The 13,372-nt window shown below is 73.1% G+C and carries 14 protein-coding genes; 7 read left to right on the top strand and 7 right to left on the bottom strand.

Annotated elements, in window-relative coordinates:
• The first annotated feature begins 1 nt into the window (after position 1).
• Positions 2-835, top strand: coding sequence for an ABC transporter permease (locus AB0I28_RS38205; RefSeq protein WP_357501018.1), 834 nt, complete (start codon positions 2-4; stop codon positions 833-835).
• The gene (locus AB0I28_RS38210; RefSeq protein ID WP_357501019.1) at positions 832-1,890 is read left to right on the top strand and encodes an ABC transporter ATP-binding protein; all 1,059 of its coding nucleotides are present in this window, start codon (positions 832-834) and stop codon (positions 1,888-1,890) included. The genes AB0I28_RS38205 and AB0I28_RS38210 overlap by 4 nt, the downstream gene beginning before the upstream one ends.
• A 9-nt stretch (positions 1,891-1,899) precedes the next feature.
• Here AB0I28_RS38210 and AB0I28_RS38215 read toward each other — a convergent pair whose 3' ends face one another.
• The 3 genes from AB0I28_RS38215 to AB0I28_RS38225 all read right to left on the bottom strand — a co-directional run bounded on the left by AB0I28_RS38215 (position 1,900) and on the right by AB0I28_RS38225 (position 4,365).
• Entirely contained in the window at positions 1,900-2,427 is a 528-nt protein-coding gene (locus AB0I28_RS38215) for a GNAT family protein (RefSeq protein ID WP_357501020.1), read from the bottom strand.
• Positions 2,428-2,486: 59 nt separating this feature from the next.
• Positions 2,487-3,131 carry a response regulator transcription factor gene (locus AB0I28_RS38220; protein WP_357501021.1) on the bottom strand — a complete coding sequence of 215 codons (645 nt, stop codon included), beginning with the start codon at positions 3,129-3,131 and terminating at the stop codon, positions 2,487-2,489.
• Positions 3,132-3,435: 304 nt separating this feature from the next.
• Positions 3,436-4,365 carry a sporulation protein gene (locus AB0I28_RS38225; protein WP_357501022.1) on the bottom strand — a complete coding sequence of 310 codons (930 nt, stop codon included), beginning with the start codon at positions 4,363-4,365 and terminating at the stop codon, positions 3,436-3,438.
• A 231-nt stretch (positions 4,366-4,596) separates the two neighbouring features.
• Between AB0I28_RS38225 and AB0I28_RS38230 the strand changes: the two genes are divergently transcribed.
• The 4 genes from AB0I28_RS38230 to AB0I28_RS38245 all read left to right on the top strand — a co-directional run bounded on the left by AB0I28_RS38230 (position 4,597) and on the right by AB0I28_RS38245 (position 7,146).
• On the top strand, positions 4,597-4,995 hold the full coding sequence (locus AB0I28_RS38230; RefSeq protein ID WP_357501023.1) for a MerR family transcriptional regulator: 399 nt from the start codon (positions 4,597-4,599) through the stop codon (positions 4,993-4,995).
• A gap of 66 nt (positions 4,996-5,061) precedes the next feature.
• Positions 5,062-5,655 (top strand): GNAT family protein, encoded by a 594-nt coding sequence (locus AB0I28_RS38235; RefSeq protein ID WP_357501024.1) that lies wholly within the window; start codon positions 5,062-5,064, stop codon positions 5,653-5,655.
• Between the two features lie 239 nt (positions 5,656-5,894).
• A complete protein-coding gene (locus tag AB0I28_RS38240) occupies positions 5,895-6,821 on the top strand; it encodes a 2-dehydropantoate 2-reductase (RefSeq protein WP_357501025.1) in 927 nt (308 codons plus the stop codon).
• A 37-nt stretch (positions 6,822-6,858) separates the two neighbouring features.
• Positions 6,859-7,146 (top strand): hypothetical protein, encoded by a 288-nt coding sequence (locus AB0I28_RS38245; RefSeq protein WP_357501026.1) that lies wholly within the window; start codon positions 6,859-6,861, stop codon positions 7,144-7,146.
• 20 nt (positions 7,147-7,166) lie between these two features.
• On the opposite strand, the gene AB0I28_RS38250 is transcribed toward AB0I28_RS38245, so the two are convergent.
• The 4 genes from AB0I28_RS38250 to AB0I28_RS38265 all read right to left on the bottom strand — a co-directional run bounded on the left by AB0I28_RS38250 (position 7,167) and on the right by AB0I28_RS38265 (position 11,141).
• Entirely contained in the window at positions 7,167-7,598 is a 432-nt protein-coding gene (locus AB0I28_RS38250; protein ID WP_357501027.1) for a VOC family protein, read from the bottom strand.
• Positions 7,599-7,657: 59 nt separating this feature from the next.
• A complete protein-coding gene (locus AB0I28_RS38255) occupies positions 7,658-8,380 on the bottom strand; it encodes a TetR/AcrR family transcriptional regulator (RefSeq protein ID WP_357501028.1) in 723 nt (240 codons plus the stop codon).
• 794 nt (positions 8,381-9,174) lie between these two features.
• Positions 9,175-9,828 carry a response regulator transcription factor gene (locus tag AB0I28_RS38260; RefSeq protein WP_357501029.1) on the bottom strand — a complete coding sequence of 218 codons (654 nt, stop codon included), beginning with the start codon at positions 9,826-9,828 and terminating at the stop codon, positions 9,175-9,177.
• Positions 9,825-11,141 carry a sensor histidine kinase gene (locus AB0I28_RS38265; protein WP_357501030.1) on the bottom strand — a complete coding sequence of 439 codons (1,317 nt, stop codon included), beginning with the start codon at positions 11,139-11,141 and terminating at the stop codon, positions 9,825-9,827. Before AB0I28_RS38265 ends, AB0I28_RS38260 begins: the two co-directional genes overlap by 4 nt.
• Positions 11,142-11,277: 136 nt before the next feature.
• Here AB0I28_RS38265 and AB0I28_RS38270 point away from each other — a divergent pair, with 136 nt between their 5' ends.
• A complete protein-coding gene (locus AB0I28_RS38270; protein WP_357501031.1) occupies positions 11,278-12,882 on the top strand; it encodes an alpha/beta fold hydrolase in 1,605 nt (534 codons plus the stop codon).
• Positions 12,883-13,372 lie beyond the last annotated feature (490 nt).

Below are 13,372 nucleotides of genomic sequence, written 5' to 3' on the forward strand. Positions count from 1 at the left end.
CGTGCAGGCCGACACGACCGTCCCAGCACCGCCCCGGCGGCGCCCGCGCCGCCGCGCCGGACGCGCCCCCGTCGCGCTGCTCGTACCGGCCGTCCTCGGACTGGTCTTCCTCGTCCTCCCGCTCGCCGGGCTGCTCGTCCGCGCGCCCTGGACGTCCCTTCCCGAACGGCTCGCCGCGCCCGGAGTGCTCACCGCGCTGGGCCTGTCGATCCAGACCGCCACCATGGCCACCGCCCTGTGCCTCGTCCTCGGCGTCCCCCTCGCCTGGCTCCTCGCACGCGTCGAGTTCCCCGGCAGGCGCGTCGTGCGGGCACTGGTCACCGTCCCGCTGGTGCTGCCACCGGTCGTCGGGGGAGTGGCGCTCCTGCTCGTCTTCGGCCGCAACGGAATCCTCGGCGCCTGGCTCGACTCCGCCTTCGGCATCACCCTCCCCTTCACCACCGCCGGCGTCGTCCTCGCCGAGGCGTTCGTCGCGATGCCCTTCCTCGTCATCGCCGTCGAAGGCGCCCTGCGCGGCGCCGACAGCCGCTACGAGGAAGCCGCCGCGACCCTCGGCGCGGGACGCTGGACCACCTTCACCCGCGTGACCCTGCCCCTGGTCGCCCCGGGCGTCGCCGCCGGCGCCGTCCTGTGCTGGGCCCGCGCGCTCGGCGAGTTCGGCGCCACCATCACCTTCGCCGGGAACTTCCCCGGCCGCACCCAGACCATGCCGCTGGCGGTCTACCTCGCCCTGGAGACCGACCTGCAGGCCGCCATCGTGCTCAGCCTCATCCTGCTGACGGTGTCCGTGGCGATCCTCGCCTGCCTTCGCGACAAGTGGATCGCCGGCTCATGACCGCCCTGGACGCCCACCTCGTCGTCGAACGCGAGACCTTCCGCCTCGACGTCGCCCTGCGCGTCGAACCCGGCGAAGTCGTCGCCCTCCTCGGACCCAACGGCGCCGGGAAGACCACCGCCCTGCGCGCGCTCGCCGGCCTGCGGCCCCTCACCGCCGGGCACGTCACCCTCGCCGGCACCGACCTCGACCGCCCCGCCCGTCGCGTGTGGACACCCGTCGAACGCCGCCGGGTCGGCGTCGTCTTCCAGGACTACCTCCTCTTCCCGCACCTCACCGCCCTCGACAACGTCGCCTTCGGCCCCCGCCGGCACGGCCTGCCCAAACGCGAGGCACGCGCCAAAGCCGCCGACTGGCTGGCACGCATGGGCCTCGCCGAATACGCCGGACGCAAGCCCCGCCACCTCTCCGGCGGGCAGGCCCAGCGCGTCGCGCTCGCCCGCGCGCTCGCCGTCGATCCCGCGCTGCTGCTGCTCGACGAGCCGCTGGCCGCCCTCGACGCCCGCACTCGCCTGGACACCCGCACCGAACTGCACACGCACCTCGGTGAGCACTCCGGCGCGACCCTGCTGGTCACTCACGATCCGCTCGACGCGCTGATCCTCGCCGACCGGCTCGTCATCGTCGAGGACGGGCGGGTCGTGCAGGAGGGTGACGCGGCGACCGTTACCGCGCGCCCGCGTACCGACTACATCGCCCGTCTGGTCGGCCTCAACCTCTTTCGCGGCAAAGGCGATGGCCACTCCGTCACGATCGGCGGGGACTTCACCCTCGCCGTCGACGACCGCGTGTCGGGCGAGGCCTTCGCGGCCTTCTCGCCCTCGGCGGTCGCGCTGCACCCCGAGCGCCCCGAGGGAAGTGCGCGCAACTGCTGGCCGGCCGTCGTCGGCAGCGTCCAGCACCACGGCGACAACCTGCGGGTGATCCTCGACGGGCCGGTCACCGTCGCCGCCGACGTGACCCCGGCGGCGGTCGCCCAGCTGCGCCTGGCGCCCGGCCGGCAGGTGTGGGCGGCGGTGAAGGCGACGCAGGTGCGGGCCTATCCGGCGGGATGAGAAGGCGGTCTAGTCACCCAGGATCCGCTCCCACAGCAGCCCGTCGCGCCAGCTCCCGTCGAGGAAGATCGAGGAGTGCGCGACGCCGTACGGACTGAACCCGTTGCGGCGCAGCACCCGCTGCGACGGCAGGTTCTCCAGGTTGGTGGACGCCTCGGCACGGTGCAGCCCGAGTTCCTCGGTCATCACCTTCAGCACCAGTTCGACCGCCCGGCCCGCGTGCCCTTGGTTCTGCGCGACACCGGCGATCCAGTATCCGACGGAGCCGCGGCGCAGGTGCGGTTGCGGCAGGATGCCTCCGACGGTGACCTGGCCGACCACCTCGTCGCCGGCGAGCACGACGCCCGGCCAGACCGTGCCGGCGCGGTGTCCGGCGAGCAGGCCCTCGATGCGTTCGGCCTGCCCTTCCGCGGTGAAGAACTCGGCGGGCTGGGCCGGTTCCCAGGGCCGGAACGCCTCCACGTCGCGGGCCCGGTGGGCGGCGATGGGGGCGGCGTCGCCGGGCTCGATCAGTCGGATCCCGGTGCTGCTCGGCATGGGCTGGTCCTCGTCGCGGTGTGCCGGATGGGACGGCCAGCCTATGCGGGTGGCGGCGGTCAGGCGGTGAGGTACGCCGGCACCTCCAGCACCCGCCGGTGGCCGGTGTCTTCTGGTGCGAGCCCGAGTTTGGCGAAGATCGCCCGCACGTGCTTGTTCACCGCGCCCTCGGTCACGATGAGCGCGGCGGCGATGTCGCCGCCTGCGTGCCCTTCGGCCATGAGGCCGAGGACTTCGCGTTCGCGCGCGGTGAGAGTGCGCAGCGGGTCGCCGGCGCGTCGGCGGACGAGCAGCCGGGCGATGACCTCGGGGTCCATGGCGGTGCCCCCGGCGGCGACGCGCCGGACGGCGTCGAGGAAGGCGTCGGCGTTGCCGACTCGCCGCTTGAGGAGGTAGCCGGTCCCGCCGCGACCGTCGGCGAGCAGTTCGGCGGCGCAGCGGTCCTCAACATGGGACGACAGCGCCAGGATCGGCAGGCCGGGCCGGCTGCGGCGGGCGGCGAGTGCGGCCTGGACGCCATCGTCGCGAACGCCCGGCGGGAGCCGGACGCCGACGACGGCGATGTCGGGCCGGTGCCGCTCGACCGCGCCGATGAAGTCCTCGGCGTTGCCGACGGCGGCGCGGACCTCGAAGCCCTCACCGGCCACGAGCAGCGCGAGACCTTCGCGGAGGAGGACGTCGTCCTCGGCGATGACCACTCGCACGGCAACTCGATTCGCAGCAGGGTCGCACCTCCGGAGGGCTGTCCACGGTGACGGTCGCCGCCGAAGGCCCGGGCGCGGTGGCGGATCCCGGCCAGACCTCCGTTCGGGTCTCGCGGGCGCCGCCACTCCATCATCGCCGACGCTGATCAGCAGCGCCCGTCAATCGCCGGCGGGCGCAGGCCGCTGCGCCTCGGCGCCGTCGGCGAACGCGGCCCCGGACTTGCCGTCACCGCGCAGGCGGTGTGAAACCCGCTGGCCCGGGCTGCTGGGAGACGGCCCGGGCCAGACGTCCGATGGCGAGAGGTCAGCCCTCGTCGCCGAAGAAGGCGTCCCCGGCCTCGTCGAAGACCTCGCCGAGGACCATCCCGCCGACCAGCCCCGCGGCCGCACCGGCGACCATGCCGCCACCGCCGTGACGGGAATGCCCGCCGTGATGGTGACCGTGCCCGCCGTGATGCGCCGAACGGGCCGCGAGTTCGCTCAGCCAGCGCCCGACCTCGCCCTCCCAGTCAGTCCGCAGCGCGACCTCGTGCGGGAAGGCCCAGCGGCCGAAGGCGTCGCCGCCACCGCCGAAGACCCCGCCGCGCCGGTCGGCCTCCAGGACCACGGAGAGGTGGTGCGGGTCGGCGACGAAGGTCAGCTCGACCTCGCCGATCCGCCCGGCCAGTTCGGCCGGCGGACGCCACTCGATCTCCTGGTAGAACGGCAGCTCCTGGCGCAGGCCGTGAATACGGCCGCTCTCCAGATCGGCGTGCTTGAAAGCGAAGCCGAGCTCCGCGAAGGCATCCAGGACCCGCTCCTGCGAAGGCAGCGGGTGGACCTCGAAGACGTCCAGGTCGCCTTTGTCGACCGCCTTGGCGACGGCCAGCTCGGTGCGCACGCCGAGCGTCATGCCGCGCAGACTCCGGCCGCCCACATGCGTCACGGGAGCCTCGAAGGGCACCGGGAAGGCGAAGGGGATGTCGCGCGGTTCGCCCGCGGCGAGCCGGAACGGGCCGCAGACGTCGAGGCGCGCGAACTCACCGACCGCGCCGAACTCGCCCTGCCCGCTCTCCACCTCGACGCGCGCGACGAGTCCGAGTCCCACCCCTTCGATGGCGACCTCGTGGTCGCCGCCCTTGACGTGCACCGTGCCGGTCAGCGTCTCACCCGGACGGACCTGCGCCCGGTCGAGCACGGTGTCCACACCGGGACCGCCGACGCCGAACACGCGCAGCATCTTCTTGAAGACCACCGTCGAACCGCTCCTTCGCTTGCCTCAAGACCTCGTGCGAAGCGGGGAGCGACGCCCCACGCTCGATGGGTGGGGGGACCCGTGGAGCCGCGCGACGACGCCGGGACGGGCCCGGCGGGGGCCGGTATCGTGGCCCTCCACATCGTCTCGTGGCACGAGCGAAGAGTAACACGTGCCACTGTATGGTTACAGGCCGCGAAGGCGGCGGATCGTTCGGACGGGCGGTGACTCATGACGGTGGGACTTCTCAAGATCGGTGAACTGGCCGCGCGCGCCGGTGTCTCGCCGCGCACGATCGACCACTACACCCAGATGGGGCTGCTGGCTCCCGACGCGCGCACTCCGAGCGGGTACCGGTTGTACGCCGCCGAGGCCGTCGAGCGGGTCCACCTCATCCAGCGCCTCGAAGGGCAAGGGCTCAGCCTCACCGACGTCGGAGGCGCGCTGAGCAAGGCCCCGGCCGACCTCCAGGTGCTGCTGGCGAAGGTCGGGGCGGACCTGACGGCTCTCGAAGACGCCCCCGTGGCCGGTGATCCGCAGCTGCACGGTCTGATCGGCGCGATCGTCGAACGCGCGCACTCGCTACTGATCACCGCCATCGAACTGGGCGGGGCCGTCCCCCCGCCCTGAGTCGTGTTCGGCACACTTCCGGGCGGGCCGTTGCCCGGTGCCGGGCGCGGGGGAAAGATCGTCGGCATGACCGACTGGTTCGACCGGCCCGTCCTCGCGGGGAAGCACGTACGCCTGGAACCGCTGACCCTCGACCACACCGACGGGCTCTTCGCCGCCGGCGCCGACCCCGGCATCTGGACCTGGCTGCGCCACACCCAGCCGTCCACTGTGGAGGAAATGCGGGCGGTCGTGGCCGGGCTCCTCGACCGCCACGCAGCCGGGACGATCGTCCCCTGGGCGCAGATCGACGCCGTCACCGGCGAGGTCGCCGGGACCACGCAGTTCCACGACCTCGCGCCACGTGAGGGCGGCCTGTTCATCGGCGGCACCTGGATCGGCGCGAAGTGGCATCGCACGGGCCTCAACACCGAGGCCAAGCTGCTGCTGCTCGACCACGCCTTCGACACCCTCGGCGCCCAGCGGGTCGGCTGGCAGACCGACGACCGCAACGAGCGCTCCCAGCGAGCGATCGAACGCCTCGGCGCCGTCAAGGAGGGCGTCCTGCGCCGCCACCGCCTGCGCCCGGACGGAAGCCACCGCGACACGGTGACGTACTCGATCATCCGCGAGGAGTGGCCGGCCGCGCGCGAGCGCCTGACGGCGAGGCTGAGGGATTAGGGCGTGTCCTGGTGATCACTGCGGGGCTGCGGCGGACTCGCACCCACAAGACCACCAGGACACGCCCTAGGGGCGTGGGGAGACCTCGTGACCGGCGAAGAACTCCCTGACGTGCTCCTCCAGCCCGTCCAGCGTCTCCGCGTCGACCTCGTTCATCGCCATGCCGCGAATGACCCCAGGGCACTCGCGCGCTCACCCCGACACCCCGAACGTCCCCGCCCCACGAAGGAGTCATCAGCATGAGGATCGCGGTCATCGGCGCCGGAGGCATCGGCGGTTACTTCGGCGGCAGGCTCGCCGCCGCCGGCCACGACGTGGCCTTCGTCGCGCGCGGCGAGCACCTCGACGCCCTGCGCCGCGACGGTCTGACCGTCGAGAGTCCCCACGGCGACTTCACCGTCGCGCCGGTCACGGCCACGGCGGACACGGCCGAGGTCGGGCCGGTCGACGTGGTCCTCCTGTGCGTCAAGACCTGGCAGCTCGGCCCCGCGATCGACGCGCTCGGCCCCCTCATGGGCCCCGAGACGGCCGTGCTCACCCTCCAGAACGGCGTCGAGGCGCCGGTCGAGGTCGCCGAGGCCGTCGGCCGCGACGCGGTGTGGCCCGGCACGGCCCGCATCATCGCCCTGCTGGCGGGCCCCGGGCGGGTCCGGCATGTCGGCGGCGCCGGGCTGCTCACCTTCGGCGAGTGGGACGGCGGCCGCTCCGAGCGCGTCGACCGTTTCCGGGAGGCCCTGACCGGCGCGGGCGTGACGTCGGAGTCTCCGGCCGACCCGTGGGTCGCGCTGTGGGCGAAGCTGCTGTTCGTGGCGACCGCCGGCGGCCTCTGCGCCACCGTCGAGGCGCCCTTCGGCGTCATCCGCGCGCAGCCGGAGACGCGGGCGATGGTCGCCGAGGCGATGGCCGAGGTCGCCGCCGTGGCGCGGGCCTCCGGCGTCGAACTCGGCGACGCCATCGTCGAGGAGAGCCTTGCCTTCCTCGACCGCCAGCCCGCCGAGGGCACGCCCTCCCTGCACCGCGACATCCTCGACGCCAAGCGCTCCGAGCTCGACGCGTGGACCGGCGCGGTCGTCCGGCTTGGCCGCCGCTCGGGCACGCCGACACCGGTCTGCCGCTTCATCCACGGCGTCCTCGCCGCCCGCGAGGCGCACCGACGTCCCGGCTAGGCCGGGTCCTGTCACCGGCCGAAGCCATGGTGCGCTCATGACCGACTTCCGGCAGGCCGACCTGAGCGGCTCCACCTTCGCCGATATGGGAAGCGTGCGCCGAGTCGTCGACGGCCTCACCGAGGAGTCGCCGGCCGCCGGCACCGAGCCGGTCGACGTGCCCGGATGGCCGCGACCGCAGTCCTTCCCCGTGCGGGAGTGCCTGCTCACCGTCCTCAACGAGGAGTGGGAGCACCGGCTCTACGCCGAACGTGACCTCGCGGTTCTGGAGAAGCGCGGCCCAGGCACGCTCGTTCGAGCGGCGGCCGACGAAGCGTCCACATAGGACAGCGCCCGGCGCAGTGCCTAAACGGCCGCCGCCGATGCGACGCAGAACTCGTTGCCCTCGGGGTCGGCCATCACGATGTGGTGGCCGTCCTCCTCGCGCAGGACACCGCCGCCGGCGGCCACGAGCCGCGCGGCCTCGGCCTTGACCCGCCGCCAGGTCACCGCCGGGTCGGCGTCCCGAAGGACCCGGATGTCCATGTGCAGCCGGTTCTTCGCGGTCTTCGGCTCGGGCACCCTCAGGATCGACAGGCGCGGTCCGCGGCCCTCCGGGTCGCAGAGCCAGGCGCCGCCGTCCGCCTCGTCGTCCTCGTCGAAGGACGCCAGCCACTCCTCGCGCGTGGCGAACGGCGGAGGCGGCGGTTCGTCGACGTAGCCGAGCGCGGTCTTCCAGAACTCCGCGAGCAGGGACGCGTCGGCGCAGTCAAGAGTGAGATCGATGCGGGCTGCCATGGACCGGACCATACCGGCTACCGGGGACGGCCCCGCGCCTCAACGCGCGCCCACCCCCGTCAAGCCGGCTCGTACACCACCCCGAGCCGATCGCAGATCTCGCGCAGCGCCTCCTCGAACAGCGGCTCGACGTCGGTGAAGACGAAGTCCAGTTGGTGCAGGACCTCCATGCACAGCAGCCCGTACAGGCGGATCCAGCTGGTGAGGAACACGTGCGCGGCCGCCGGCGGAAGCGCGCCGCCGATGCCCTCGGAGTAGGCGCCGAGCTGCTCCCGCAGCGAGGGTGCCAGCCGGTCGAGGTCGGGGACGGCGAAGGGCCGGGTCCGCCACAGCCGCACGAACTCGTCGCGCAGGACGCGCTCGAAGTCCTCACCGGCGAGCATGCTCGGCGCGCCGGCCCGCTCGGCGGCCGGCATGGCGACGCGCGTGAAGATCCAGCCGAACTCGGCGGGATTGCCCACCGCCCACGCCCGCAGCGCCCGCGACATGGCGAGCAGGCGCCGGTCGGAGGTGTCGGCGCCCACGGAGTCGCGCGCGGCCTCGACGGCGGCGGTCAGGTCGCGGTAGAAGTCGGCGGTGAGCTCGTCGGCGAGCTGGTCGTGACCGGTGAAGTACCGGTACAGGGCGGGCCCGCTGACGCCCATCTCGCGGGCGACGGCGTTGACCGTCACCGCTGCGGGGCCCTTGGCGACCAGGAGCTTGCGCGCGGTCGCGCGGATCTCGGCGAGGGTCTCCTGCCGAACCCGGGCCCTGCGGTCTCCGGTCTTGCCGTCGGTGGTCACGCGGGGATGCTACGTCACAGGTGGGACCGGGTGCCGACGGTGGACACCCGAACGCTGACAGCCGTTCGGGTCGTCTATGGCGTGTCCCGGTGATCGACGGTGTCCGCGCGGCTACCGATGCAATGGCGGTAACGCGGAAGCACGGGGTCGGCACTCAGGGTCGCGAGCCCTCGCGGACGTCGTCCTCATCGGCCGGGCGACCTTCCCTGAAATCCTGTGGTGACTCTTCGCGGACTTCCTGCCGCCTTCCTGCCGGTATCGCGCCTCGAAAATCCTTCCCCGCCTGGGCAGACTGATCGTTCGGGAGGCGTCACACGCGCCGGGAAGCCGCAGATTTCACCGGCCGGCGAACACCCCCGCAACACTCATCGGCCGTCGACCGGTGGCAAGGCCCGTCCTAGGAAGAAGGTGCCGCACCATGAGTATTTTCAGCAAGGCAGGCGACGCACTGCTGTTCCGGTTCATGCCGAAGGCTCAGGCGAAGGCCCGCTGCCCCGCCGAGACCTTGTACCGGTACAAGTGCATCGGGTCGTCCCAGTATCGCCAGAAGTGCCAGGTCCAATACGACTGCACTGTCCAGTGTGGATCTTGGGTCAGGATCGGAAGCTGCCCGGTTTAACCGCTGAGCACCGGGTGCGCAGATGCCGCGTGCCTCGGTGCCGTGGCGAAGCGCCGGCCCGCTTGGGCCGGCGCTTCGCCCATGCCCTCCTCTACGTCCCCGTCACGCTGGGCGGCAGCTTCCCGCATGCCGCGGCTGGACGTGACGGCCCTCCTCTGCTGCACGTGGACACCGCCTAGTCCGACCCCGCGCGCACGAGACCGGTCTCATAGGCCAGCACGACGGCCTGCACCCGGTCGCGCAGCCCGAGTTTGGCCAGGACCCGGCTCACGTGCGTCTTCACCGTCCCCTCCGACACATAGAGCCGCGCGGCTATCTCGGCGTTCGACAGTCCGCGCGCGATGAGCCCCAGCACCTCGCGCTCGCGGTCGGTGAGTCCGCCGAGGTCGGCCGGGGGAGGGGCCGGTTCCCCGGTGCCGATGTACTTCTCCAGCAGCCGCCGGGTCACCGTCGGCGCGACGATCGCCTCACCGGCGGCGACCACGCGGATCGCCGAGAGCAGGTCGGGCGCGAGGGTGTCCTTGAGCAGGAAGCCGCTCGCGCCGGCGCGCAGGGCGGCGTAGACGTACTCGTCGAGGTCGAAGGTGGTCAGCACCAGGACGCGCGGGCCGCCGGCGGCGCGGATCCGCCGGGTCGCCTCGACGCCGTCGACGTCGGGCATCCGGATGTCCATCAGCACCACGTCGGCGTCCACTTCGGACGCCAGCGCGACCGCCTCGGCGCCGTCGCCGGCCTCGCCGACGACGGTCATGCCGGGGGAGTTGTCCAGGATCATCCGGAAGCCGGTGCGGACCAGGGCCTGGTCGTCGGCGAGCAGGACGCGGATCATGCCGTCCGCCTATCGATGGGAAGTGCTGCGGTGACGGTGAACCCGCCTCCCGGAGCCGGTCCCGCGCGGAAGGCGCCGCCGAGCAGTTCGGCGCGCTCGCGCATGCCGCGCAGGCCGCTGCCGGAACCGTCGGGGACGGGTGCGGCCCTGCCGTTGTCGGTGACCTCGACGCGTACCTCGGCGTCGCCGTAGACGACCGTGAGGACCGCCCGGGCGCCCGGCCCGGCGTGCTTGACGGTGTTGGTCAGCGCCTCCTGCGCGATGCGGTAGGCGGCCAGGTCGACCGCCGTGGGAAGCGGCACCGGGCGGCCTTCGACGTGTACTTCCACCGGCTGACCGGCCGCGCCGACGCGGGCGGCGAGCTGTTCGAGCTGTGCCAGCCCCGGCGACGGCTCCCGGATGGCGTCGACGGACCCGACGGCGGCCAGCGCACGGCGCATGTCGGCCAGCGCGCGGCGCCCGGTCTCGACGATCGCCGCGAGCGCGGCCTTGGTGTCGGCGGGCCGGTTGTCGATGGCGGCCTGCCCGCCTTGGGCCTGCACGACCATCACCGACAGGCCGTGCGCGACGACGTCGTGCAGCTCCCGGCCGATCCGGCCGCGCTCGGCGGCCACCGCGAGCGCCGCGCGCTGGTCGCGTTCGCGCTCCAGATCGCGGGCCCGGGCGGTCAGCTCGACGAGGTAGGCCCGGCGGGCCTGGGTGCGCGACCCGAAGGCCCAGGCCGCGATGAGGACCGAACCGAGGACGGGCAGACCGCCCCACGCGGCGGGGAGGCCGTACATGTCCTCGTGGTGGACGATGCGCACGTCGGACATCACCGGGGGCCTCGGCACCGCCGGTCCGATGGTCGTCTGGTTCTGGATGATCTCGGAGATCCCACCGCCTTCCCGTCCGTCGGTCAGCCGCGCGCTCCAGAGGGTGGCCGCCATGATGAAGGCGATGAGCACGAGGACCGAGACCTTGCGACGGTGGCGCGCGGCGACCGTCGCGACGAGGATCGGCACCGCGAGGTCGACCGGCGTGCCGATCGCGCCCAGCTCCATGTGGAGCCCGACCGCCACGCCGCACAGCGCCAGCATCGACAGCGGCCATCGCCGGCGCAGGGCGACGGCGAGCAGCGCGAGGGCCGTGCCCGCCCACCACAGGTCGAGGTGCGCGCGCAGAGCCGGCTCCCAGGGCTGCTCGCGGGGGATCATCCCGCCGGGGCCGGTCATCAGGAAGGTGGCGGTGAACAGGGCGGCGGCCGCTCCGGCGTCCTGGACGGACGGTCGCGCCATCAGGGCGCGAAGGGCGGGGGAGGAGAGGATCGGCATGGCAACTGCGAGCGTACGCAGATCCGGCCTCCGGCGAATCCGGCCTGAGTCGGGCACCGGGTATGCCCTGAGGCATACGCCGCAATACATCCCGTGGCAGACGCGGGCGCAGCGGCCGGAACGCCAGCCTTCTGCCATGACTCCACAAAGGACTCTCGCGGCCGCCGTGGCGCTCGTCGCCATCGGTGTCCCGCTCAACGCGGCCGAGGCGAAGGCCCCGGCCGCGATCGAACCGTCCACAGTGTCCTGGCAGGCCTGTCCCGAGTACTCCGACGAGGTCCTCGACTGGATGCTGCCGGCCGAGGCCCAGAATCTCTTCCGCGACCTGTGGGCCCGCACCGAATGCGGGACGGTCGAGGTCCCGCTCGACCACGACGACCCCGGCGGCGAACAGATCACCGTCGCGCTCACCAGGATCAAGGCCACCGACCAGTCCCGCCGGCTCGGCTCGCTGGCGGTCAACCCGGGCGGCCCCGGCGGCAGCGGATACCTCATGCCGCACCAGCTCATCCTCGGCCGCCGCGGCGAGGCCTCCATCGGCACGCAGCTCAACGAGCGCTACGACCTCATCGGCTTCGACCCGCGCGGGGTCGGCTACAGCACCTCCTTCGACTGCGAGGGCGGGGCGATGCACCCCGGCCCCGGACCGGTCACCGAGGACGAGGCGAGGGCCGCCCAGGAGGGCGTCGCCGCGTTCAACCGCTCCTGCTCGCTGAGCGACACCGCGTTCCTGTCCCAGCTCACCACGGTCAACGTCGCCCACGACCTCGACCGGATCCGCGCGGCGCTCGGCGAGCGGAGGATGAACTTCCTCGGCGTCTCCTGGGGCACCTGGCTCGGCGCGGTGTACCGCAGCGAGCACGGCAAGCACGCCGGGCGCGTGTGGCTCGACAGCGTCGCGCCGCCGGTGTTCCGCTTCGACGAGTTCTCCACCGTCCGCAACGCCGCGATAGGCCGCGACTTCACCCGCATGGCCTCCTGGCTGGCCGAGCACGACGACCGCTGGGGCTTCGGCAGCACCACGAAGGCCGTGGAGAAGTCCATCGCCCGGCTGGCCGCCGCCTTCGACGCCGAGCCGCGCACCTTCACCGACATCGACTTCGTCTTCGACGGGGCCTTCATCGCCCAGGCCGGCGACCAGGACGCCCCCGCCTGGGGGATGGCCGCCGACGTGCTCGCCGCGCTGCGCGACGCCGTCGGTCCCGAGGCCCCGGCGTTGATCGCGGAGCTGTTCGGCGGGTCCGACGGCGGGCCGCCGCCGGCCGGTGCGCCGGTGCCGTTCAACGAGACCATGAACCGGGCGGTGTTCTGCAACGAGGATCTGGGGCGCCGCGACTTCGAGGGGACCTGGGCCGCTTACCGCAAGGCGCTGAAGAAGTACCCGGTGACCGGTCGGTTGCACTCCTTCGTCGCGCAGTGCGCGGGGTGGACGATCCCGGCGGAGCCGGTGCGGCTGCGTGATTCCGGGACGCCGCTGGTGATGTCGGGTCACCTGTACGAGACCCCGTCGCCTTACGAGTGGACGTGGGACATGCGGGAGGAGATCGGTGGGACGGTCGTGACCGTTGACGACGACGTGCACGGGTCGGCGTTGCGTGAGGACGACTGCGCGGCGCTCATCACGACTTTCTTCGACACGGGGCGGCCGGGTTCGCGTCATTGCGAGGGTGCGCCGGACGGGCCGGAGGGGGAGGGCACGACGCTCGCGCTGGACGTTGGGGGGCCTGGGCTCGGGCTGTGAGGGAGGTGCTGTGCGGCGTGGCATGGCGCGGTGTGGCGCGGTATGGCGCGGCATGGCACGGCACGGCATGCTCGCGACTCGGCCGGGTCCCGCCAGGGGCCCGGCCGTTCGGGGGCGGGGGTGGCGGCTTCGCGCCGGGCGCGGGGTACCCGCCGGGCAGGCGTCGCCCCGGGCGGGGCCAGCAGCTTCGCGCCGGGCACCCGCCAGTTCAGGCGTCACCCCGGTCCGGGGCCGGCGGCTTCGCGCCGGGCACCCGCCAGGTCAGGCGTCACCCCAGCCTGGGGCCCTGCCGCAGCCGGCTTACTCACCAAGCCACAGCCACCGCCGCAGCAGCTGGCTCACTCACCGCAGCCACTCCTGCCCCACGTCCAGCCCCAGGCCTAACCCCCAGCCCGCAAGGTCAAGCCCCGGCCGGGGGCTTCGCCCCCCGCACCCCCACCGGAGCTCCGCCCCGGACCCCGCTGGGACTCCGTCCCAGACCCTGCTGGGA

The organism is Phytomonospora sp. NPDC050363 (assembly GCF_040655735.1).
In the GTDB taxonomy this organism is placed as follows: domain Bacteria; phylum Actinomycetota; class Actinomycetes; order Mycobacteriales; family Micromonosporaceae; genus Phytomonospora.

What these genes read in the sequence shown, in the direction of transcription:
- AB0I28_RS38210 (WP_357501019.1), top strand. Translation starts at nt 832, where the DNA reads ATGACCGCCCTGGACGCCCACCTCGTCGTCGAACGCGAGACCTTCCGC.
- AB0I28_RS38215 (WP_357501020.1), bottom strand. Translation starts at nt 2,427, where the DNA reads ATGCCGAGCAGCACCGGGATCCGACTGATCGAGCCCGGCGACGCCGCC.
- AB0I28_RS38240 (WP_357501025.1), top strand. Translation starts at nt 5,895, where the DNA reads ATGAGGATCGCGGTCATCGGCGCCGGAGGCATCGGCGGTTACTTCGGC.
- AB0I28_RS38265 (WP_357501030.1), bottom strand. Translation starts at nt 11,141, where the DNA reads ATGCCGATCCTCTCCTCCCCCGCCCTTCGCGCCCTGATGGCGCGACCG.
- AB0I28_RS38260 (WP_357501029.1), bottom strand. Translation starts at nt 9,828, where the DNA reads ATGATCCGCGTCCTGCTCGCCGACGACCAGGCCCTGGTCCGCACCGGC.
- AB0I28_RS38250 (WP_357501027.1), bottom strand. Translation starts at nt 7,598, where the DNA reads ATGGCAGCCCGCATCGATCTCACTCTTGACTGCGCCGACGCGTCCCTG.
- AB0I28_RS38235 (WP_357501024.1), top strand. Translation starts at nt 5,062, where the DNA reads ATGACCGACTGGTTCGACCGGCCCGTCCTCGCGGGGAAGCACGTACGC.
- AB0I28_RS38245 (WP_357501026.1), top strand. Translation starts at nt 6,859, where the DNA reads ATGACCGACTTCCGGCAGGCCGACCTGAGCGGCTCCACCTTCGCCGAT.
- AB0I28_RS38230 (WP_357501023.1), top strand. Translation starts at nt 4,597, where the DNA reads ATGACGGTGGGACTTCTCAAGATCGGTGAACTGGCCGCGCGCGCCGGT.
- AB0I28_RS38270 (WP_357501031.1), top strand. Translation starts at nt 11,278, where the DNA reads ATGACTCCACAAAGGACTCTCGCGGCCGCCGTGGCGCTCGTCGCCATC.